Source organism: Roseateles amylovorans (assembly GCF_025398155.2).
GTDB classification, from domain to species: Bacteria; Pseudomonadota; Gammaproteobacteria; order Burkholderiales; family Burkholderiaceae_C; genus Roseateles; species Roseateles amylovorans.
In genome coordinates this window covers 4997930-5020193 of the sequence record NZ_CP104562.2, presented here as the reverse complement: position 1 = coordinate 5020193, position 22264 = coordinate 4997930, and the positions used below count along the sequence as shown (strand labels likewise).

The window sequence follows — 22264 nt, the reverse complement described above, 5'->3', positions numbered from 1 at the left end:
GCAGCCGCCATGTTCATTCGACTCAAGACTTTCGCGGAGACCTCAGTCATGCGACGTTTTCTCTTCCTCGCGTTCTCGTTGCTGGGCGCGCTCTGGCCCGGGCTGTCCCATGCCTGGTGGCAAGCCGACTGGGCCTACCGCAAGCCCATCACCCTGGATGCCGGACCGCAAGGCGCGGCGCTGGGCGGCGACAGCGGCCGGACCCCGGTGCTGCTGCGCCTGCACACCGGCAACTTCAGCTTCCAGGGCGTGTCCGAGACCGGCGCGGACCTGCGCTTCGTCGCCGCCGACGACAAGACGGTGCTGAACCACCAGATCGAGCAGTTCGATCCGCTGCTGGGCATGGCGCTGGTGTGGGTGGATGTGCCGACGCTGTCGGCCGGCGCCCCCCAGAAGATCTGGATGTATTACGGCAATGCCAAGGCACCGGCCTCGGGCAACGGCCAGCGCAGCTTCGATCCGGACTACACGCTGGTCTATCACTTCGCCGAAACCGGCGTCCCGGCGCGTGACACCACGGCCTACGGCAACCATGCGCAGACGGCCACCGCATCGGCGGAAGCCACGGTCATCGGACGTGGTGCCCAGATCGGACGGGCGCCGCTGATGCTGCCCGCGTCGCCGTCGCTGGCCATTGCCGCCGGCGCGCCGTTCACCTTCAGTGCCTGGGTCCGGCCCGACACCCTGAACGATCGGCAGGTGATCTATGCCCGCCGCGACGGCAGCGGCCAGTTGGTGCTCGGCATCGAGCAGGGCATTCCGTTCGTCGAGGTCAACGGCCAGCGCAGTGCGCCGGGCCTGCCGATCCAGGCGGCTCAGTGGTCGCACCTGGCGGTCAAGGCCGATGCGAAGACGGTGACGTTGCTGGTGGGCGGTCGTCCTGCGGCACGCCTGCCGGTCGGCCTGCCGGCACTCAGCACCGCCGCTTCCATGGGCGCGGATGCCGGCGCCGGGCAGGGCGGGGCCTTCGTCGGCTCGATCGACGAGGTGCGGCTGTCCAAGGTGGCGCGTCCCGATGCGCTGCTGCTGGCGGATGCGGTCTCGCAAGGCTCCGATTCGAGACTGACCCAGTTCGGCGCCGACGAGCAGCAGGCCGGCAAGAGCCACTTCGGCTTCATCCTGGCGGCGATGCCGCTGGATGCCTGGGTGGTGGTGGCGATCCTGGGTCTGATGATGGCGATCTCCTGGATCATCATGATCGGCAAGGGCCGCAGCTTCGGATCGATGGAGCGCGCCAATGCGGACTTCATGGTGCGCTTTCGCGAGACCTCGGGCCATGCGCTGGATTCGCTGGTCAAGCGCAACACCGTGGCGGAGGAGGTGAAGTCCGACTCGCCGCTGTGGCGGCTGTATGCCGTCGCGATCGAGGAACTCGAGCGGCGGCATGCCAACGGCTACGACGTGAATGCGGTCTCGGCCTCCACCATCGGTGCGATCCGTGCCGCGATGGACGGCGTGATGGTGCGGGAGGCGGAGAAGATGTCGCGCCGCATGAACTGGCTGTCCACCACGATCGAGGGCGCACCCTATGTCGGGCTGTTCGGCACGGTGATCGGCATCATGCTGGTGTTCGTGGTCGCGGCCATGGCCGGCGCGGTGGACATCAATTCGGTCGCGCCCGGCATGGCCGCGGCGCTGCTGTGTACCGCAGCGGGCCTGGGCGTCGCCATCCCGGCACTGTTTGGCTATAACTGGCTGGCTGCGCGGTCGGAGGCGATCGGCGCGGACATGGCGGTCTTTGTCGACGAGTTCGCGACCCGCCTGGCCGAGGAGCAGGGCGAGGGCCGGCAGATCCGCCCCGTCAGTGCGATGCGGAGCGCCTGACCCATGGCCACCGCAGCGAAATTCGGCGTCAAGCGGCGCACCGGCGGCATCAACATCACGCCCTTTGTGGACGTGCTGCTGGTGGTGCTGGTGATCTTCATCCTCACCAGCAATGCCAGCATTCCCGGCATCAAGGTCGAGCTGCCCAAGGCCAGTTCGTCCACCCCGCTGGAGAAGCCCAAGACCAAGGCCATCACCATCGACCACGGGGGCCAGATCTTCCTGGATGCCTATCCGGTGACGATCGCGGAGCTCGAGGAACGGCTGCGCACCGAGAAGGCGACGAACCCGGACTTTCCCGTCATCGTGCGCGGCGAGTCGTCGGTGCAGTACGCCAAGGTGGTCGAGGTGCTGGATCTGCTCCGGCGCATCGAGCTCAACCAGGTCGGCCTGGTGACCGGCAAGCCGGCGTGAGGGACAGCGCGTGAACGCGAACCGTCAATCCCCGAGTGCCGGCCGGGCGCTGTGGCGCCGGTGGAGCGGCTGGCTGATTTCCGCGGCGCTGTTGGTTGTGGTTGGCGGCGGGCTCTGGCATCTGCTGTCGGACACGGCCAGCACGCGGCGCGAGATGCCGCAGACGGCGTTGCTGTCCCTGCCGCTGCCGCCGCCACCCCCGCCGCCGCCTGAGCTCGAGAAGCCCCCGGAGCCGGTGCCCGAGAAGGTCGAGAAGATCACCGAGGTGGCGCCCACGCCGGACAAGCCGGCCGAGCCGGTGAGCGACGACAAGGCCCCGGATCCGAGCCGCGATCTGGGCGACCCCGTCACCATCGATGGCGCGGCACAGGCCGGCAATGACGCCTTCGGTGTCCAGTCCGGCCGCGGTGGCGGCATGACCGGGGGCGGCGGGGGCGGTGGCGGCGGGTTGGGCAACGCGTCCTATGCGCGCTATGTCTCCGGCCGGCTGCAGCAGGCGCTGTCGCGCGATGCGCGCACCCGGCAGCTGGCCTTCGAGGACATCCGGCTCGACCTGTGGCTCAACGCCGACGGCAAGCCCGTCCGCATCGAGCTGGTGCAGGGCACCGGCAATGCGCGGATCGATCCGATGGTGCTGGCCGTGGTGCGCGAGCTCGAAGCGATGGACGAGCGTCCACCGGCCGCCATGCGCTATCCGATGCGCGTCGCCATGCGAGGTGTCCGCCCTTGAGGCGGACCGCCGAGGCGGTCATGTCCACGGCCTTGGCCTTGGCGTTGTCCATGTCCTTGTCCTTGTCCAAGTCTGTTCCTGAAGCGGCCGGCCCTTTCCTGGGTCCATCACCGGGGCTGGCGCTTCTTTCCGAATATCGAAAGTCGTCATGACACACACAGCTGATCGATTCCCTCCCACGCCGGTGACGACGGTGCGCTCCGCCCGCCGTCCGTTGGTGCGACGCCTTGAGGCGGTGTCGCTCGTCGGCGCCTTCACGCTGGTCGCCGCCTGTGCCTCGGCCCACGCGCAGACCGCTGCCGCCACCACCGCCGCCCCGGCCGAGCGCGGCGAAAGCACGATGGTTCAGCTCATCCGCGGGCTGATCAAGAGCGGCGCACTCGCCAAGGACGTGGGCGAGGCCTTGCTGGCGCAGGCGCAGACGGAAGCCATGGCCGCACAGCAGGCGCAACGCAAGGCGGCCGCTGGCGCCACGGCCGTGGCCGGGGCGGGCGTGGCGGGATCCGCTGCCGGCGCCGGCTCCAGCGCGGTTGCCGCGGCGACGGGCGGCGCGGTGGCCACGCGCACCGCGGGGGGCGATGTGCGGGTGACCTATGTGCCGGAGACGGTGAAGGATCAGATCCGCCAGGAGCTCCGCGGCGAGGTGATGGCGCAAGCCAAGGCCGAGGGATGGGCGGCGCCCAGCCAGGTGCCGGAATGGACGCGGCGCATCCGCATCGAAGGCGATGTGCGGGTGCGCAATGAATCCCGGCTGTACGGGGGCAACAACAGCAATCAGGAAGTCAATTTCGCGGCGATCAATGCGGGCAGTCCGTATGACGTGAATCCCAACACGACCGCCAGCCTGCCGCCGCTGCTCAACACGCGGCAGGACCGCAGCAACCAGTGGCGCGCCCGCGCACGACTGGGCGTGGTGGCCGCGCTGTCGGAAGCGACCCAGGCCGGTATCCGCGTGGCCACCGGCAGCGATGCGAATCCGGTGTCGACCACCCAGACGCTGGGCGGCGGGCTGGAGAAGAAGTCGATCTGGCTGGACCAGGCCTGGATGTCCCATTCGCCGGTCGCCGGTCTGACGATCACCGGCGGGCGCTTCGGCAATCCGTTCGTCACCACCGACATGCTGTTCTCGTCCGACCTCAATCTGGACGGCGTGGCCGGCACCTTCAAGCGCGCCTTCGAGCGCAGCGGCAACCTCGAGGTGTTCGGCACCGTGGGCCTGATCCCGCTGGAATACCTGTCCAGCGACTTCCCCAAGACCAGCCAGGACAAGACCGCCAGCAAGAACAAGTGGCTGCTCGGGCTGCAGGCCGGCGCCACCTGGAAGGTGGATGCGGCCAACCAGCTGCGCGGCACGCTGGCGTATTACGACTTCCACCACATCAGCGGCGAGCGGTCCACCCCCTGCGCGCTCTATGCGGGCGAGGACCATTGCAGCACCGACTGGTCGCGCCCGGCCTTCATGCAGCGCGGCAACAGCATCATGTCGCTGCGCGATGTGGCGCTCAATCCGCAGGACCCGGCCAACACGGCCATGCCGCAGTATTTCGGCCTGGCCTCGCGCTTTCGCCTGGCCGATGTGAACCTGCGCTGGGACACCCGGGTGGCCAGCAGCTACGGACTTCGCCTGGACGTGAACCTGCTGCGCAACATGGCTTACGACGCGGATGAGATGTTCACCCGCTCGGGCGGCAACATCCTCAACAACTTCGACGGCTCCGGTGGCACCGGCCGTGCCGCCTTCCGCAGCGGAGGCAATGCCTACCAGATGATGGCCACCTTCGGCGCGCTCGCGCCCGAATGGCGCGGAGACTGGAACGTGTTCACCGGCTACAAGCGCATCGAGCCCGATGCGCTGCCGGACGGCTACAACGATTCCACCTTCCATGGCGGCGGCACGAATGCCCGCGGTTTCATCGTCGGCGGCGCCTACGCCTTCGACCGCAATGCCTGGGTCACCGGCCGCTGGATCTCCTCCAAGGAGGTCTATGGCCCGCCCGTGTCCATCGACACGCTGCAGATCGACTTCAATGCCCGCTTCTGAGGACGCCGCCATGTCTTTTGCCCGGATGCACCGCCGTCTGCTGCCGCCGCTGCTGGCAACCGTGACCGCCATGACCCTCGCCGTGCCCGCCATGGCTCAGCAGTCGCCCTCGATGGAGGAACGCCTGCGTACCCAACTGCGTGCCACCACGGTGCAGTTGCAGTCCGCTCAGAACGAATTGGCCGCGCTGAAGGCGGCCGGGACGGCTCGCCCGACCGCCCCCGTGGTGGACCACAGCGCGGAGGTGGCGGCGCTGCGGCGTGAGCTCGCCCAGAGCCGCGCCGAACTGGCCCGGGAGCGCGACACCCAGGCGCAAGGGGTGCAGCGCTCAGCCGACACGCAGTCGGCGGCGCAGGCGGCGGTCGAACGCGCCGCCACCCAGGTGGGGCAGTTCCGTGAGGCCTACAACGAACTGCTGAAGCTGGCCCGCGCCTCCGAGGCCGAAAGCCAGCGGCTGACGGCCAAGGCCGAGCGCCAGGCCTTGGCCCTGACGCAATGCCAGGCGCAGAACGACCAGCTCTATGCGGTCGGCCGCGATGTGCTGAAGGCCTATGAGTCGCTGGATCCGAAAACGGTGCTGGAAGCCCGTCAGCCCTTCGCTGCAAAGGCCAGGGTGCGCTATGACGAGATCACGCAGCAATACGGCGACCGGCTGCATGAGGGCCGGTTCGATGCACGGGCGGTCCAAGAGTCCGCTACCGCCGGTGGCCAATGACCGGCTCCACTTTCAATACCGCTGAATCAGCCGCACAACGCTGAACCAGCCACACACCGCTGAACACAGCAGACCACGCGACCACACCCATGACAGAAGCCCTTGACACCTCGAAGGTCGCGACCGCGACGTCGACTCGCCGTGCCACTCCCTCATCCGCAGCGCCTGCGGCTTCCTCCGCAGCCACTCCGGCTGCGGCCCCTGCTGCAGCTCCCGCTTTACCCGTCGCTTTACCCGTCGCTTCATCCACCGCTTCACCCACCGCTTTACCCACCGCTTTACCCACCGCTTTACCCACCGCTGCCGCATCTTCTTCCGCCGCATCTCCTTCGGCGCCCGCGGCCGCTGCTGCAACTTCGGCTCCTGCCGCTTCAGCCGCGCGCGCTCCCGCGCCCGCCGCCCCGGCCGTAAGTACCGTTGCAGCTCCTGCGCCAGTCGCTGCGCGCACCGAAGCGGTCCTGACGTTTCTGGACGCGGCGGTCGTGGCCGAAGCGATCCGCGCGGCCGGGTGCGCCGTCACGCCGGTGGAGCGGGACGGCGTCATCCATCTGCAAAGCGCCAGCCATGGTGTCGGCTTCCAGGTCCTGTGGGGCAATGTGATGTCGCCGGGCCGCTTCGCCGACCTGACGATGAGCTGCGCGATGCGTGTTCAAGCGGGCACGCTGCCGGAGGGGTTGCTCGGCGAATGGCATCGTGCCAAACGCTTCGCCCGTGCGGCGCAGCACGGCGACTTCGTGGCCCTTGAACTCGACATCGTTGCCGCCGGCGGCATCACCCAGGCCAACCTGCAGGTGATGATGCAGCTGTGGGTGCAGATGATGGGTGAATTCTTCCTGCACCTGAGGAGCTATTCGCCCGCCAAGTCCGCCTGAAGTCAGGAAGCGGTCAAGCGGCGCTCGGTTCCAGCTTGAACGCACTCACCGCATCCACCAGCATCCGCGCCTGCTGACTGAGACTGTCCGCCGCCGCCGCGGATTCCTCCACCAGGGCCGCGTTCTGCTGCGTGGTCTCATCCAGTTCCGCCACCGCGGAGTTGATCTGGATGATGTCGCGGCTCTGCGCCTGCGAGGCCTGGCCCAGTTCGCTGATCAGGCCCACCACGCTCATCACCTGGGAGCGGATCTCCTGCATGCTGCTGCCCGCAGTCCCCACCAGCCGGGAGCCGGCCTCGACCTTGTCGACGTTGCTGGTGATCAACTGCTTGATCTCCCGCGCCGCCGTGGCCGAGCGTTGCGCCAGGCTGCGCACCTCGGAGGCCACGACCGCGAAGCCGCGTCCCGCTTCGCCGGCGCGGGCCGCTTCCACCGCCGCATTCAGCGCCAGGATGTTGGTCTGGAACGCAATGCCGTCGATCACGCTGACGATGTCACCGATCCGCTTGCTGGCCTCGTTGATGTCGGTCATGGTGTGGATCACCTCACCCATCACCTCCGCCCCGCGCTGCGCCGCGCCATTGGCGGCGGTGGCAAAGTCGGTGGCCTGGCGCGCGGTCTCGGCGCTGTGGGTGACCGTGCCGGAGAGTTGCTCCATGGACGCTGCAGTCTGTTGAAGACTGCTGGCCTGTCGCTCGGTGCGTTGTGACAGATCGCCGTTGCCCACCGCGATCTGACCGGCGCCGGTGGCCACCGAGTCACTGCTTGCGCGCACCACGCCGACCAGATTGCGCAAGGCCTCCTGCATCTGCTGCAGGGACAGCATCAGCTGCCCGACCTCATCCCGCGATTCGGCCTCGATGCGGGAGCTCAGGTCGCCCTTGGCAATCCGCTGGGTGATGTTCATCGCCGACAGCAGCGGCCGCGTGACACTGCGGGCCATCCATCCCGCAATGCCCCCGCCGAGCAAGGCAGACAAGGAAAGCAATCCCACCATCGCCCAGGCCGCGCGCTGAATGGTGGTGTCCGCATCGGTCCTGGACTGGTCCATCGCCTTGCGTTGCAAGGCGATCAGTTCGTCCAGCGCAGCGAAATAGGCCACTTGGGCCTGGCTGACCTCGCCGACAAGGGCATCCCGCGCGGCGTCATTCTTGCCTTCCAGGCCCATCTTGATGGCGGGATTGATGACCTTGACATACGCCTCTCGGGTGCGGGTGACCCGTTCCAGCAATTCACTGCCGGCGTCCGCGGCCAGTTGCGCCTGAAGCTGCTTGAGCAGTTCCTGGGTCGAGCTGCGATTGGCATCGATCAGCGCTTTCTCCCGCTGCTTGGCGGCGGGGTCGCTCAGCAGGGCGATGTTGCGGGCCACCCGGGCGGTGACATTGACGTTGTCCTTGAGGCTGGTGAGCAGGCTGACGATCACCATGTGCTTGTCGGTGAGCTCATGCATCTGCATGCCGACCTCCTTCAGCGCCACCCGTCCGAAGCCGGCCACCGCCATGCTCATGACGATCAATAGAGCGAAACCCAGTCTCATGCGTGTGGCGATGGACCGGTCTTTCAATGCTTGCATGACAGCTCCCTGAGAACAGAGACGGCATTGCCCGGTCAGTCGCCGGCGGGAAGGTGGCCGTCGACGCCAATCCCGGAATCCCTTGTTTGAACCATTGTGTGAATCAAACTCGCGCAGCCGCAATGGGGCCGTGCACGGAATCCGCGAACGATTTCATGACTCTTGATGACATCGGATGCCGAGGCGACTACGCGGCCCCGCTGTCCGGCGTGTCCAGGGCGGTGCGCAGGGCGCGGGCGAGCTGGATCAGCTCCGCATTGATGGATTGGGCCGCGGCCTTGCACAGGTCGTCGTCGCCACCGGTCTTCTTCAGCCGGGATTCAAGGTCGCGCAGCTTCATTTCCAACGGGGCCGCCCCCACCGCCCCGCAGGCACCGCGCAGCGCGTGCGCGATCGTCAGCCATCGCTGGGTTCGGTCGGGCGAATCGACATCCATCAGTTCGGCCGCCCCGTCGACATAACGCGCCGCGAAGCGCTGAAGCACGCGGGTGAGTGCCACCATGTTGCCGCCGATCCCCTTCAACGCGAGCGCGAGGTCCATCTCGGAGATCTCGGTCAGCCGCTCTGCCAAGCTGGATTGCGCCACCGATGAGGGCATCGGCGCAACGGTCGAGGCGGTGGACCCTGCCAGCCAGCGCAGCAGCGCGCCATACAGCAGCACGGGATCCACCGGCTTGGCGATGTGGTCGTTCATGCCGGCGTCCAGGCAGGCACGGCGGTCCTCGCCGAAGGCATTGGCCGTCATGGCGACGATCGGCAGGGCGGTGCCCAGCGCCGCACGGATCTGACGGGTCGCTTCCAGACCATCCATCAGGGGCATCTGGACGTCCATGAGGATGAGGTCGAACGCCGCCTCGCGCGCCCGCGCGACAGCGGCGGCGCCATCCGAGACCAGCTCCACGGCCAGTCCCGCCGAGGCCAGCAGTTCGCTCGCGACTTCCTGGTTGATGGGGTTGTCCTCCGCCAGCAGCACACGCCGGCCGGCATGGCGCTGCCGGAGCTCGCTCAGAGCGGCTTCTTCGGTCAGTGGCGGCGACAGTGCCGGGGCGACGGCCTGGGTCCTGCCGTGGCCGGGCGGTTCGGCGGAGCCGATGGGACTGTCGAAATGGCGCGCGTTGACTTCCTCGATCAGGTCTCTGGCGTCCATGGATCGAATGGACTCGTTCGTGGCGAGTTCGTCCGCCGCGCCGACGCGCTCATTGCGCAGCAGACGCCCGATGGTGTCGCACAGGGCGGTCGGCGTCACCGGCTTGGCCAGGACCGCATCAAAGCCCGCCGCGCGCGCCTGCACGCGCAGGCCGGGCTCGTCATAGGCGGTCACCAGAATGCAGGGCGGCATGCCGTGCGACAGCAGCCGGCGCAGCTCGGCCAGGGTGGCGAAGCCGTCGAGCGGCGCCATGTGCCAGTCGATGAGCATGACGTCGAACCGGCGACCCGCCGTGGCCTCGCTGGCCGCATGCGTGACGCCATTGCGGCCGTTCAGGTGGCCGTCCACCGTCATGCCGAGCAGACGGAGCGCGTCGGCCACGGCCTCCAGCGATTCGGGCAGGTCATCCACCAACAAGGCGCGCCGGTCTCGCAGACGGCCCCGCATCTGATCCGGGTCCGCAGTGGCGGCCCGGCCGATCCAGGCGGTGAACCAGAAGGTGCTGCCGACGCCGGGCCGACTCTCCAGGCCGACCTCACCGTCCATCAGGCTGGCGATGTGGCGGGTCAAGGCCAGGCCCAGGCCGGTGCCGCCGAAACGACGCGTGGTGGAAATGTCGGCCTGCTCGAAGGCGCTGAACAAGTTGTGCTGGCGCTCTGGCACGATGCCGATGCCCGAATCCCTGACCTCGAAGCGCAGGGCCAACCGGTCGCCCTGCTGGGCATCCAGTTGACCGCGCAGGCGCACCCAGCCGCGCTCGGTGAACTTCACCGCATTGGCCACCAGGTTGATCAGCGCCTGCGCCAGGCGCTTGGGATCGCCGCGCATGCGCTCCGGCAGGTGGTCGGTGTCGAGCACCAGTTCCAGGCCTTTGGCGTTCGCCTCTTCGCCGACCATCTCCAGCACACCCGAGAGCAATTCATCGCGGGAGAACTCGAGGTCCTCCAGCACCATCTTGCCGGCTTCGATCTTGGACAGGTCGAGGATGTCGTTGATGACCTGCAGCAGATGTCGCGCCGCGCGCTCGATCTTGTGCAGGCGGTCCTGCTGCAACGGATCGCGGTTCTCCCGCCGCATCAGATGGGTCAGCCCGATGATGGCGTTCATCGGCGTGCGGATCTCATGGCTCATGTTGGCCAGGAAGGCGCTCTTGGCGCGGCTGGCGACCTCCGCGTGCTCGCGCGCTTCGATCAGGTCGGCGGTGCGGGTCGACACCAGCGTTTCGAGTTGATCGGTATGGACCTTCAACTGCGCTTCGAAGTGGCGCCGTTGCACCTCGGCCCGCGCCACGCGAATGCCCAGCGCCAGGTCGTGCGAGGCCTCTTCCAGGACGTCGATGGTGGCGGGTTCGAAGATGTGTTCCTCGGCGGCACAGATGTTGAGGATGCCGATCACGGCGCCATCGATCTCCAGCGGCAAGGACAGCGTGGCGCGACAACCCCGCGCCAAGGCGCCGGCCTTCCACACCGCATCCGCAGGTCGGCTGTCGGACTGGGTCCAGACCTGGATCGCGCGCTCGCGGATGGCGCGCCCGACCGGACCGGTGCCGTGTTCGGAGCCGTCCCAGGTCACATGCAGGCCATCGAGCAACCCCGGCTCCACGCCGTACATCGCCATCAGCCGCACCGCGCCGTCCTCCTCGGCATAACCGACCCAGGCAATGCGGAAGTGGCCCGCCTCGATGATGGCGCGGCACATCTGGTTCAGCAGGGCCGCTTCGTCATGCCGCTGCAACAGGGTGCGGTTGCCGGCAGACAGCACACGCAGCGCGCGGTTGCTGGACTCCAGCCGGGCTTCGCGCTCCTCGATCTTGGCGGACGCCTCGTCGATGGCCTGGGCCAGATGACCGATCTCGTCGCCACCGTAGGGCAATTCGCTGCGAACGCCTCGCTCGCCGGAGCGCTGGCGCTGCACCAGGTCGGACAGATGCTGCAGGGGACGCACGAACCAGCGATCCAGTCCGAGGAGCAGCGCGGCGCCGGTGGCCAGCAACACGGTCAGCAGGATGCCGAAGGCCGTGATCGCCTCGCGACGCGCCGGGGCTTCGACGGACGCCATGGAGGTGGCCAGGACCAATTGGTAGCGGCTCCCTGAGCTGGATCGCAGCAGCGGCACATGCGCGATCATCCGCCGCTCGCCGGCGCGGTTGAGGGCCTCGAAGGCGCCGGATTCGCCAGTGCCCAGCCGCTCGGCCAGCAGACCCGCGCCCAGTGGTGTGCCGGTCCACTGCTCCGGGTCCGGATGGCGGGCCACGATGTAGCCCCGGCCATCGACGATGGTCAACGCTTCGCCCGGCAGGCGATCCGAGGCGGCCACCGTGCGCGCCAGCCAGTTCAGGTTGAGGCCGCCGTAATAGACGGCCAGCACCTTGCCATCGGCATCGCGACGAGCCTTGCTCAGCGTGACGGTGGGCCGGCCCAAGGTGCGGCTGATGGTGACATCGCCCACTGCAATGGTGTTGGAGGCAATGGCCTGCTTGAACCAGCCGCGGTCGGCGAAATTCAATGGCTTGCCCGGATTGACGGCCGAGCACAGACGGTCCCCTTCCGGGTTGGTGACACCGAATTGATCGTAGTCGGGCTGATGTCTGAGCAGCTCCGCCAATTGGGCGTTGCAGGCCTCGGTGCCCGCCCCGGGGCGCGGTGTGGGATTGGCCATCAGCGCATCGAGGATCGCCTCCGCGCGTTCGACCAGGATGTCCTGCTTCGCCGCAATCAGGCGGACGCGGACAAGCAGGTTGTCTTCGGAGGTCTGGATGCGGGCGCGCCGGTCATCGACCAGGTGCCAGGCCAGCAGCGCGCCCAGGGCCGAGAAGGCCGCCAGCACCAGACCGATGACACGGGTTCTGAGCCGGGTGCGCCTCACCGTGGGACCCCATTCTCTCGGTGCGAGGCATCGGGCCCGGCCACCGCGTAGCACTCATCCATGAGCGGACTCTCAGGCAAACCAACGACTGACCTCGTCAAGATGCTCGCTCCGACATCTCTCGCGTCTGCGCCAGGGGCACCGCTTGATCCCACACGGTGGACTGCGAACGATGATCCACCAATTCCAGGGCGTCGTCCAGAGAGGACGTCGTCGCTCGACGCAGTTCCGTTCGGGGACCTGCGGGCCACGCCGATGCCTGCCGTCCGATCGGCCACCCGAGCGGGATGACCGAAAACGGGGCATCGATCCGAGGGTCTGAAGGGGAGGCGAGGGAGGCGAGGGAAGCGATGGAGGCATGGGGCCTGGCACGGGTGACTCAACCGTCCAGGTGGCCGTCTCCACTCTGATGAGGTCGCTGCGCCTTGGCAGCCATTGCTGCGAGGACTTCATCGGCGAAGCGGGTGACGTCGATGGGCTTGGCAATGTAGGCATCACAGCCGGCCGAGCGCAGTTGCGCTTCGTCGTCCTTCATGGCGAAGGCGGTGAAGGCGATGACGACGATCTCGGCGGTGGCGGGATCGGCTTTGAGTTGGCGCGTCAAGGACAGGCCATCGCCGCCGCCGAGCTTGATGTCCATGAGGATCACATCGGGGCGGAACGAGGCGACCTTGCGCATCACGTCCGTGGCATCGGAAACGGCGTCGACGATGAACCCCTCGTCGAGCACGAAGGACGCCAGCTCGGCGTTCTCGAGGTTGTCCTCCACGATCAGTGCGCGAGGTTTGCTCATCGAGTGACTCCGCTTGAATCTGGACCTGGGGTGTTGCCGCACCGGTGGAGGTTGAAGGCTCACAGCGATCGCTGCGAAAGCGGCTCGGGATGTTCAGGTTTCTCAGCGCGGTCAGCGGTGGCGGACGGGTGACCCGCCGGGACGACGGCGGCATCGGTGCCATGGCGGCGATTCAGTCGGGCGTGGAAGACGCTGCCTCGGCCGGGCTGACTTCGAACGCCCACCTGGCCGCCCTGGGCTTCGACCAGTCGCCGCGTCAGCGCCAGGCCCAGCCCGGTGCCCTGGTGCTGTCGGTCGCGGCCGGCATCGATCTGTCCGAATTCGGTGAAGAGACGGTGAATATTCTCCGGCGCAATGCCGACGCCGGTGTCCTCCACCTCCAGCCTGAAATGATGCGGCTCCTCGCGGGTCACGCGGATGGCGACTTCACCGTCCGGTGGTGTGAACTTGATGGCATTCGAGAGGTAGTTGTAGAGCACCTGCCTGAACCGGACCGGATCGAGGAACACCGCGTCCAGCCCGTTGTCGACCTGCAGGCTCAGACGGATCCGTTTCTGGTCCATGCCCGCATGCAGCGAATCGCTGACCTGTTCGACCAGCGCCGGCAACGAGATCGTCTCGGGAAAGAATTCGAACTTGCCCGATTCGACCTTGGACAGATCCAGCAAATCATTGATCAATTGCAGCAGATGCCGGCCACTGGTGGCGATGTGCCCGAGAAAGGTTTTCTGTTTGGGCGAATCCGGGCTCACCCGGCCTGCGAGCATCAATTCCGAGAATCCAATGATGGCGTTCAATGGCGTTCGGAGTTCATGGGACATGTTGGCAAGGAACTGGCTTTTGAGGCGGCTCGCCTCCTGGATCTGTCGCTTCTCGGCCTCCAGTCGCTCGGTGCGATTTCGGTCGGAGACATCCCGGACGATCATGGAGGCGCCGGCCATCACGCCATCGGCGTCATGAATCGGTGAAACTGTGACCGACACCTCCAGGGGACGGCCGTCCCGGCTCTGCCAGGTGCTCTCGAAGGCGGGCGTGCGGACGCCGCGGCTGAGTCGGGAGACGAGGCGCAACGCCTCGTCCTGTCGATCGAGAGGAATGAGTCGCCGCACCGAATGGCCGATGACTTCCTGAAGCGGGTAGCCGAACAAGGCGGTCGCTGCGCTGTTCCAGGTCTTGACGTGGCCGTCCAGGCTCATGCCGATGATCGCGTCATGCGAGGACTCGACAATTGCCGCCAGTTGGCTCGCATCGATCTCCGCCTGCAGTTGGCGGGTGCGGTCCCGCAGCACCAGGGCGGCGCCGCGCTGTTGGCCATCGTCGCCGAAGGTCAGGGCCGCTTTGACCTCGGTGGGCGTGCGGGTGCCGTCGCGTGCGATCGACACCACATGATGAACCACGTCGACGGTGAGGCCTTGGTCGCCGATCACGTCGACCGGGTTGGCGGCGAGCAGGGCAGGGTCTCGACCCTCGCGCATGAACACGTCCCACAGCAACTGGCCATGGGCATCGGATTGGGTCCAGCCGGTCAGACGCTCGGAGACGTCATTCATTTGCGTGACACGTCCGAGGCGGTCGGTGGCAATGAAACCGGCATCGATGCTCGCCAGCGTGACCGCCAGGCTCTGCTGGATATCGATCAACCGGTCCTCGGCGGTGCGCCGCCGCCGGATCTCTTCTTCCAATGCACTGATGGCGCTTCGCAGGCTCGCTTCAGTCTTTTTGAGATGGGTGATTTCGGTGACCGAGACGATGATGCCCTCGACCTGACCGTTCTGGATATCGGGCCGGTAGTTCGCGAGGCTGTGACGATTCACGCCATTGGGACCCGGGACCACACGCTCGAAGGTCTGCTCTTCGCCGCGAAGGGCGGCCTGAATGTAGGGTTCATTCAAGGCGTAGAGCGTGGGTCCCAGCAGATCACGCAATGAGGTGCCGATCAGCCGATCGGGGTCGGCACCGAACCAGGTCTCATAGGCGCGGTTGGCGAATCGGCACAGCAGATGGCGGTCCCAGTAGGCCAGCATCGACGGCACATGGTCCACCAGCCGACGCCAGGCTTCAGACGTCTCTGAGAAAGGTGCAGTCTCCATTCGCCTCCCGTCGGGGGTCGCATCGAATCGGCGCCGCATGGACGTGTCGTCTGGCTCCGAAACGGGCTGACGATCGAGTGTGAGGCATCGTACGCCTCAATGGACGATTGATGGAGGGGACATCGCAGCGGTGGGCCGCCGATTGCCGCTGTCTGCATGGGGCGGGACGTCATCCTCAAGTTTGAGGATGGCGAAAGCGCAGCATGCTGAAAAGCGCTTCACAGCCCCCGCAGTCAATCGGCGCCCGCTCTGGGTGGTCAGCGCGATTGGCGGACTGGCCTATGGCGTCGCGTTGGGTGGGCTGCGCCGCCAGGCTTTGCGCGCGCGGCGCTGTACCGCGGCAGGGCCCGACGCCGGCGAGCGGTCCCGCGTGGCCAGTGCCTCCTCAAGGTTCAATTGACGGAAGCGGGACGCCGGGCGCTCCATGAGGGCACGGATGTGCCGGGCGGAAAAGGCCCGACCGCGCTAGGCGTTCGCGTTTGTTTTGGCATCCGCGGGCGCCGGCAGCGGCCAGCCTTCATGCTGCGCCACGCGTTCCAGTGCCGACTCGAAGCGTGCCCTCGATTCGGCCGCCACCTGCCGCAGGTAGTCATGCAAGGCCGCGTCTGCCGGCCCGCGGTTTTCGCATTCGGCGCTGTAGCCCTCGAAGTGGGAGAGCTGCATCAACAGCTCCGCCACATGCCGAGGGCATTCGCAGGCCACGGTCGAGGATCGGCTCGCAAAGGCCACCAGCGTGTCGTCGTCCCAGCGCCGTGCGGGCCAGGGGTTGCCAGGGGCCGGCGGTGCCGCCATCGCGACGGTCATCTGGCCATCGTCGCCGGTCTCCAGGCCGAAGTGCCGCAGCCAGTGGCCGATCACCACATCCGGCTGGGGCTCGCGCAGCAGCGTGATACCGACGGCGGCCAGCGATTCGCAGACCGCGTCCGCCGCAAAGCCATAGAGCACCGCCATCGGCACGCCCATCAGGCGCGGTGCGGCGGCTTCCTGTTCCGCCAGCCAGCCGGCATGCAGATGCGGCTGATGGATGAGGAGCGCATCGATGTCGGTGAGCGCCAGCGATCGGGCGGCGTCGGCCATCGAGTCGAAGGGGCCCACTACCTGCACGGTTCGGCCCAATCGGCGCAGCAGGGAGGGCCGCTGCATGCGCGCACCCAGGGCGGACCCAATGACGGCCAGCCGCCACGGCGCGGGCGATTCAATGCCGCTTGGCGCGTGTTCACGGCGTGTGGCCACCGACAGCGCGCCGACATGGTTGGCCGCCACGGCCTGCAGTTGCGACATGTCGAGCGCGGCCAGGCTGCCGATCGCGTGGCCCAGTTCGGTGAGTTGCTTGATCAACGCCAGGCGCCGCACGTCATCCGCCGAATACAGCCGCTGGCCACCGGTGGACCACCGCGGTGGCGTCAACGCATAACGCCGCTCCCAGACCCGCAGGGTGGCGACCGGCATGCGCAGCATGCGAGCGACCGCGCCGCTGCGCCGCAGCGAGACGTCGTCATCGGAGCCGGTGGAGACCGGCGAGGAGGAGATGGGCGGATTCGGCATTTGTCCTCGCGATGAATCGTTATTGACGCAAAGTGTAGAGCGAATATCGCTTCAATGGGGTGAAAGTGAGTCATAAAACCCGTAGTATTGACTCATGTTGAAAGATAAAAGCGCTTCAGTGGCGGTGGTCGGAGCCGGAGTGGCCGGGGCAAGCTGTGCCCAGGCGCTGATGCGGGCGGGCCAAGCGGTCCAGGTGTTCGACAAGGCGCGCGGCGCCGGCGGGCGGCTGGCCACCCGTCGGTTGGAATGGCCGCTGACCGATGGCGACGTCGGTCGGGCCCGGCTGGACCACGGCGCGGTCGGCTTCACGGCGCGCAGTGAGGCATTTCGGACCTTCGTGTCGCAAGCGCAGGCGGCGGGCTGTGTGGCCGAGTGGACGCCGCAACTGGCGTCGGACAGCCTGCCGCTGGAGGATGGCGCGTCGCTCTTTCTGCCCACACCGGACATGCCGGCATGGAGCAAGCATCTGCTGGCCGGTGCGGGGACGCACTGGTCATTTGCGGTCGACCGCCTGGAACGCGACGGACCGACCTGGCGACTCTGCGCCGGCGACGTCACCCATCCGGCGGCCTTTGATGCGGTGGTGCTCGCCGTGCCGGCGGCGCAGGCCGCGCCGCTGCTGAATCGCCACCATGAAGACTGGGCGCGCTTTGCGTCGTTGATTCCGATGCAGCCCTGCTGGACGCTGATGGGCGTGGCGCACGAGGATGCCGCCGCGTCGAGCGCTGTCCGGCCGTGGGCGCTGGCGCGTCCGGAGCTGGGTCCGCTGGCCTGGGTGATTCGCAATGACCGACGGCCGGGCCGGGTGGCGGTCGACGGACAGGCGCACTGGGTGGCCCACGCGCGACCGGGCTGGAGCCGTCTGCACCTGGAGCGGGACGCCGAGTGGGTCCAGCAGCAACTGAGCACGGCGTTGGAGGCCTACTTGGGCGAGTCGGTGCGCTGGGCCCATGCAGTGGTGCATCGCTGGCGTTATGCCTTGCCACCGGCGACCGGCCATGGCGCGGGGCCGTCTGCCCAGCACTGGTGGGACGATCGCCTGGGCCTGGGGGTGTGCGGCGATCTGTTCGGCAGCACCGGTGTGGAAGGTGCGGTCCTGTCGGCGCAGTCCCTGGCCAAAGCGATGAGCGACACCGCTGCCGATGCCGCGCTGCGGCCACCGCAGGCGGCCTGACATGAAACCGTCTCCACCCCGCCTGCGCGACACGGCCAGCCAGCCGCGTGCGGACCGCTCCCACGGCGCGGTCAAACGTTCGAGCGAAACCGCCGTCGCCGCCCATCGGGGCAACAAGGCCTCGCTGCCCAGCAAGCCCTGCGCCGCTTGCGGACTGCCGATGACCTGGCGCCGCCGCTGGGCCAAGAACTGGGCCGAGGTCAAATACTGTTCCGACGCCTGCCGTCGAGCCAAGGGCCACCATGGCTGAGTTGCGCACGCTGGTGCTGGTCCTGGGTGATCAGCTGGACCTGGATGCTTCGGCCTTCGATGACTTCGATTCAGGCCAGGATGCGGTGTGGATGGCCGAGGTGGCGCAGGAGTCGCGCCATGTCTGGTCCGGGCAGCCGCGGATTGCGCTCTTTCTGTCGGCCATGCGGCACTTCGCTCAGGCGCTGCGTTCGGCCGAGCGGACGCTCCACTACACCGCGCTGGACGCGGCCGACAACGCGGGCAGTCTGGACGCGCAGTTGACGGTGGACCTGCAGCGTCTGCGGCCGCAGCGGCTGGTCATGACCGCGCCGGGCGATTGGCGGGTGCTGCAGCTGATCAAGTCGGTCGCTGCGGCGCAGGAGGTGCCGTTGGAGATCCGGGAGGACCGCCACTTCTTCGCCACGGTGCGCGATTTCGCCGCCCATGCCAGGCAGCGCAAGTCGCTGCGCATGGAGTTCTTCTACCGTGAGCAGCGCAAGCGTCATGGGGTGCTGATGAACGAGGTCGACGGCGAACCGCAACCGATCGGTGGCCAATGGAACTTCGACAGCGACAACCGTGAGGCCTTCGGTCCGCAAGGGCCGGGCTTCGTGCCTGCGCGCACCCGTTTCGAGCCGGACGACGTCACCCGCGACGTGATTGAACTCGTCCAGACGCGCTTTGCCGATCACCCGGGGCGGCTGGAGAGCTTTGCCTGGCCGGTCACGCGGGAACAGGCGATTCAAGCGCTGGATCAGTTCATCCAGGACCGGCTGCCGATGTTCGGCCGTTACCAGGACGCGATGTGGCCGGGTGAGCCGTGGCTCTATCACGCCCACCTGTCGGCGGCGCTCAATCTGAAGTTGCTGAATCCGCGCGAAGTGGTGGCGGCTGCCGAGGCGGCCTACCACCGCGGGCATGCGCCCTTGCCAAGCGTGGAGGGCTTCATTCGTCAGATCCTCGGATGGCGGGAATATGTGCGCGGCATCTATTGGACCCAGATGCCCGGCTATGCCGAGCGCAATGCGCTGAATGCCGAGCACGACCTGCCCGCCTGGTACTGGACCGGCGACACCGACTTCGCCTGCCTGCGCGACGCGCTGGCGCAGACCTTGGACCATGGCTATGCGCACCACATCCAGCGGTTGATGGTGACCGGCCTGTATGCGCTGATGCTGGGCGTGCAGCCGCAGCAGGTGCATGCCTGGTATCTGGCGGTCTATGTGGATGCGGTGGAGTGGGTGGAGCTGCCCAACACCCTGGGGATGAGCCAGTACGCCGACGGCGGCGTGATGGGCAGCAAGCCCTACATCGCCACCGGCAAGTACATCCAGCGCATGAGCCCGCACTGCCGGGACTGCCGCTATGACCCGAGCCAACGCACCGGGGATCGCGCCTGTCCGTTCACCACGCTTTATTGGGACTTTCTGATGCGCCACGAATCACTGCTGGCCCGCAATCCGCGCATGGCGCTGCAGGTGAAGAACCTGGCCCGCCTGACGCCGGCAGACAAACAGGCCGTGACCGAACGCGCGGCCGCCATCCGCCACGGGGAGGTGGGTCATGCCTAGACGTCATCAGTCCGAGCCTCTGCTGGATGGCATCGAGGGCATCGATGGCATCGAGGGGAGCATTGGGGCAAATGGGCCGAATGGGACGAATGGGGCGGAGGCGAGCCAGCCGGTCGCCGATCTGATCGAAGAATCGCCGCCATTGCCGCGCAAGCCGGGGATCCCGTTGCCCGCGCCGGGGGTGGCGACGATGGCGGCAGCTCGCCTGCGGATGGCGGCGGTACGCCCGGCAGCCTATGCCCGCACCCGCAACTCGCTGCACGGCGCCGTGAGCGGGCTGTCGCCCTATCTCACCCACGGCTTCATCACGCTGGCCGACGTGCTGGCGGACGTGAGCGCGCGGCATCCGTTGGACGTTCAACACAAGTTCGTCTATGAGCTTGGCTGGCGCGCGTTTTTCCGCCATGTCTGGCAACACCGTGGGGACGCCATCCTGCAATCGTTGCATGAGGGGCCGCTGCCGGACGACGCCTACGTCCGCACGCTGCCTGACGACATCCGGCAGGGCCGCACCGGCGTGCCGGTGATCGACCGGGCGGTGCGTGAGCTGTATGCCACCGGCACGCTGCACAACCATGCCCGCATGTGGCTGGCCAGCTATGTGGTGCACTTGCGCAAGGTGCATTGGCGCACCGGCGCGGACTGGCTCTATGCGCATCTGCTGGACGGCGATCTGGCGAGCAATCACCTGAGCTGGCAATGGGTGGCCGGCACCGGCAGCACCAAGCCCTATCTGTTCAATGCCGAGAACGTGGCGCGTTATGCGCCGGCCGATTGGCACAGCCCGGGCAGCGTCATCGACACGAGCTACGACGCGCTGGAACGGATGGCCCGCTCACGGTCGGTGAACGCGGCATCAACGTCGATGGGTTTGGTGGAGGTCGATGCGGCTGGGGTCGTGGAGCCGGATCAGTTCAATCATCCTCATCCGCCGTTGATGGTGGGCGCCGTGGCACCGGAGGCGTCGCAGGTCGATGGGCGGGACGTGTGGTTGGTCCATCCCTGGAGCCTGGGGGACGTGCCGCAGGGGCTGTCGCCCGAGACGGTGGTGGTGGGGCTTTATCTGAGCGATTTTCATCAGGCATGGCCCTGGAGCGAGCGACGCTGGCAATTCGTGGACAGCCGGATGGCGGCGCTCACGCCTGTGCGTTGGTGGACCGATGCGACCGCGCTGGGTGAGGCCCTTCGGGGGGCGCGCAGTGTGCGCGGTCGGCTGGATCTCCATCTGGCGCGGTGGCTCATGCCGTTGGCGGAATGGCTGCCGACGCCGATGTTGTTCCCACCGGTCGAGCCGCCCTGCGACACCTTCTCGCAATGGTGGCGCCGCGCGGTGCGTGGTGTCGGCACGGCGGCCGAACTGCTGGCCATCAACGAGGTGCCCTCATGGTGAAGCCGCCCCCCGAAACCCCGCCGCTGACCGTGCTGTATGACGGCGCCTGTCCGCTGTGCCGCCGCGAGATCGCGCTCTACCAGGGCCTGCCCTCCAGCACGCCGCTGTGCTTTGCGGATGTCAGCGATGACGGTCAGCCGCTGCCGCCGGGCACCACGCGCGAGGCGCTGATGGCGCGCTTCCATCTGCGACTGGCCGATGGCCGGTTGGTCAGCGGTGCCGAGGCGTTTGTCGCGCTCTGGGCCACGCTGCCGGGCTGGCGGTGGCTGGCCAGGGCGGCGCGCCTGCCGGGCGTGCTCTGGCTGATGGAGCGCGCCTATCGAGGCTTTCTGCGCTTGCGACCCCGTCTCCAAGGATGGGTCTCAAGGTGGGAACGCGCCGGTGCCAAACCCTGATTTCTGACTCAACGACTGACTGGATCCCACAAGATGACTTCAATCGCCCTGATCACCGGTGCTTCCGGCGGAATTGGCCGAGGGCTGGCGCGACAGCTCAGCGCGCAGGGGCTGCGTGTGGCGGCGGTGGGCCGCGATGTCGATCGGCTGGCCGATGTGGAGGCAACGCTTCGCATCGTCGCCGACACCACCACCCCGGAAGGCGCCGCACTCGCGCTGGAGACCTGCGTGCGCGAACTCGGCGCGGCGCCGACGCAACTGGCCCACTGCGTGGGAACGACCTTGATTGCGCCCTTGCACCGGACGCGACCGGACGTCTACCGCGAGCTGATCCGGGTGAACCTGGACAGCGCGGTCTACATGCTGCAGGCGTGGCTGGCTGCGCTGAAGGGCGCGCCGGGCTCGGCGGTCTTTGCAAGCTCAGTGGTGGCCCGCATCGGCGTGGCCAACCACGAAGCCATTGCCGCCGCCAAGGGCGGTGTGGAGGCCTTGGTCCGCAGCGCGGCGGCGACCTATGCCGCCCAGGGTGTTCGCATCAACGCGGTGGCGCCGGGCATGACGGAGACACCCATGACCGCCGGCCTGCTGAACCTGCCCGCGGTGCGCGAAGGGGCAGGGCGGCAATATCCCTTGGGTGGCGTGCAAACGGCCGACCAGGTGGCGGACGTGCTGAACTGGCTGCTTGGCGACGGCGCGTCGCGCCTCACCGGTCAGATCATCGCGGTGGATGGCGGGTTCACGACGGTGCGGCCGTTGGTGAAGTGAGCGATGGGTCCGGGCGGCGCGTTTGGCGGAGTCGTCTGGCGACGCCGGCTGCGGCTGCCAGTTCAGCGTCCACCAGAGCCGCAACGACAGCCCTAGCTATTGCACCGGCAACAGCACCGGCAGTAGCAC

17 protein-coding genes are annotated in these 22264 nt (G+C 67.6%); 12 read left to right on the top strand and 5 right to left on the bottom strand.

Translation table 11 applies throughout. From position 1 onward, the window contains the following. Positions 1–48: 48 nt before the first annotated feature. The 6 genes from N4261_RS20775 to N4261_RS20750 all read left to right on the top strand — a co-directional run bounded on the left by N4261_RS20775 (position 49) and on the right by N4261_RS20750 (position 6596). On the top strand, positions 49–1824 hold the full coding sequence (locus tag N4261_RS20775) for a DUF2341 domain-containing protein (protein WP_261757163.1): 1776 nt from the start codon (positions 49–51) through the stop codon (positions 1822–1824). 3 nt (positions 1825–1827) lie between these two features. After that, positions 1828–2238, top strand: coding sequence for an ExbD/TolR family protein (locus tag N4261_RS20770; protein ID WP_261757162.1), 411 nt, complete (start codon positions 1828–1830; stop codon positions 2236–2238). A gap of 10 nt (positions 2239–2248) precedes the next feature. Next, the gene (locus tag N4261_RS20765; protein ID WP_261757161.1) at positions 2249–2968 is read left to right on the top strand and encodes a hypothetical protein; all 720 of its coding nucleotides are present in this window, start codon (positions 2249–2251) and stop codon (positions 2966–2968) included. Positions 2969–3116: 148 nt separating this feature from the next. Beyond that, positions 3117–5009, top strand: coding sequence for a putative porin (locus tag N4261_RS20760; RefSeq protein ID WP_261757160.1), 1893 nt, complete (start codon positions 3117–3119; stop codon positions 5007–5009). A 10-nt stretch (positions 5010–5019) separates the two neighbouring features. After that, the gene (locus N4261_RS20755; protein ID WP_261757159.1) at positions 5020–5724 is read left to right on the top strand and encodes a hypothetical protein; all 705 of its coding nucleotides are present in this window, start codon (positions 5020–5022) and stop codon (positions 5722–5724) included. Positions 5725–6206: 482 nt separating this feature from the next. Continuing rightward, complete coding sequence (locus N4261_RS20750) at positions 6207–6596, top strand: YbjN domain-containing protein (protein WP_261757158.1); 390 nt, start codon at positions 6207–6209, stop codon at positions 6594–6596. A 13-nt stretch (positions 6597–6609) separates the two neighbouring features. On the opposite strand, the gene N4261_RS20745 is transcribed toward N4261_RS20750, so the two are convergent. The 5 genes from N4261_RS20745 to N4261_RS20725 all read right to left on the bottom strand — a co-directional run bounded on the left by N4261_RS20745 (position 6610) and on the right by N4261_RS20725 (position 16609). Beyond that, a complete protein-coding gene (locus N4261_RS20745) occupies positions 6610–8169 on the bottom strand; it encodes a methyl-accepting chemotaxis protein (RefSeq protein ID WP_261757157.1) in 1560 nt (519 codons plus the stop codon). Positions 8170–8356: 187 nt separating this feature from the next. Next, entirely contained in the window at positions 8357–12181 is a 3825-nt protein-coding gene (locus N4261_RS20740) for a response regulator (protein WP_261757156.1), read from the bottom strand. A 379-nt stretch (positions 12182–12560) separates the two neighbouring features. Then, positions 12561–12974 (bottom strand): response regulator, encoded by a 414-nt coding sequence (locus N4261_RS20735; RefSeq protein ID WP_261757155.1) that lies wholly within the window; start codon positions 12972–12974, stop codon positions 12561–12563. A gap of 59 nt (positions 12975–13033) precedes the next feature. Next, positions 13034–15064, bottom strand: coding sequence for a PAS domain-containing sensor histidine kinase (locus N4261_RS20730; RefSeq protein WP_261757154.1), 2031 nt, complete (start codon positions 15062–15064; stop codon positions 13034–13036). A 465-nt stretch (positions 15065–15529) separates the two neighbouring features. Then, positions 15530–16609 carry a MerR family transcriptional regulator gene (locus tag N4261_RS20725; protein WP_261757153.1) on the bottom strand — a complete coding sequence of 360 codons (1080 nt, stop codon included), beginning with the start codon at positions 16607–16609 and terminating at the stop codon, positions 15530–15532. Positions 16610–16703: 94 nt separating this feature from the next. Between N4261_RS20725 and N4261_RS20720 the strand changes: the two genes are divergently transcribed. From N4261_RS20720 to N4261_RS20695, 6 genes are all read left to right on the top strand, one after another. After that, positions 16704–17783, top strand: coding sequence for an NAD(P)/FAD-dependent oxidoreductase (locus N4261_RS20720; protein WP_261757152.1), 1080 nt, complete (start codon positions 16704–16706; stop codon positions 17781–17783). Positions 17784–17907: 124 nt separating this feature from the next. After that, positions 17908–18033, top strand: coding sequence for a DUF2256 domain-containing protein (locus tag N4261_RS20715; protein ID WP_261760792.1), 126 nt, complete (start codon positions 17908–17910; stop codon positions 18031–18033). Then, on the top strand, positions 18026–19585 hold the full coding sequence (locus N4261_RS20710; protein ID WP_261757151.1) for a cryptochrome/photolyase family protein: 1560 nt from the start codon (positions 18026–18028) through the stop codon (positions 19583–19585). The genes N4261_RS20715 and N4261_RS20710 overlap by 8 nt, the downstream gene beginning before the upstream one ends. Positions 19586–19775: 190 nt before the next feature. Further along, positions 19776–20975 (top strand): FAD-binding domain-containing protein, encoded by a 1200-nt coding sequence (locus tag N4261_RS20705; protein WP_261760791.1) that lies wholly within the window; start codon positions 19776–19778, stop codon positions 20973–20975. Then, on the top strand, positions 20969–21370 hold the full coding sequence (locus N4261_RS20700) for a thiol-disulfide oxidoreductase DCC family protein (RefSeq protein ID WP_261757149.1): 402 nt from the start codon (positions 20969–20971) through the stop codon (positions 21368–21370). Before N4261_RS20705 ends, N4261_RS20700 begins: the two co-directional genes overlap by 7 nt. Positions 21371–21403: 33 nt before the next feature. Continuing rightward, positions 21404–22135 (top strand): SDR family NAD(P)-dependent oxidoreductase, encoded by a 732-nt coding sequence (locus tag N4261_RS20695; RefSeq protein WP_261757148.1) that lies wholly within the window; start codon positions 21404–21406, stop codon positions 22133–22135. Positions 22136–22264 lie beyond the last annotated feature (129 nt).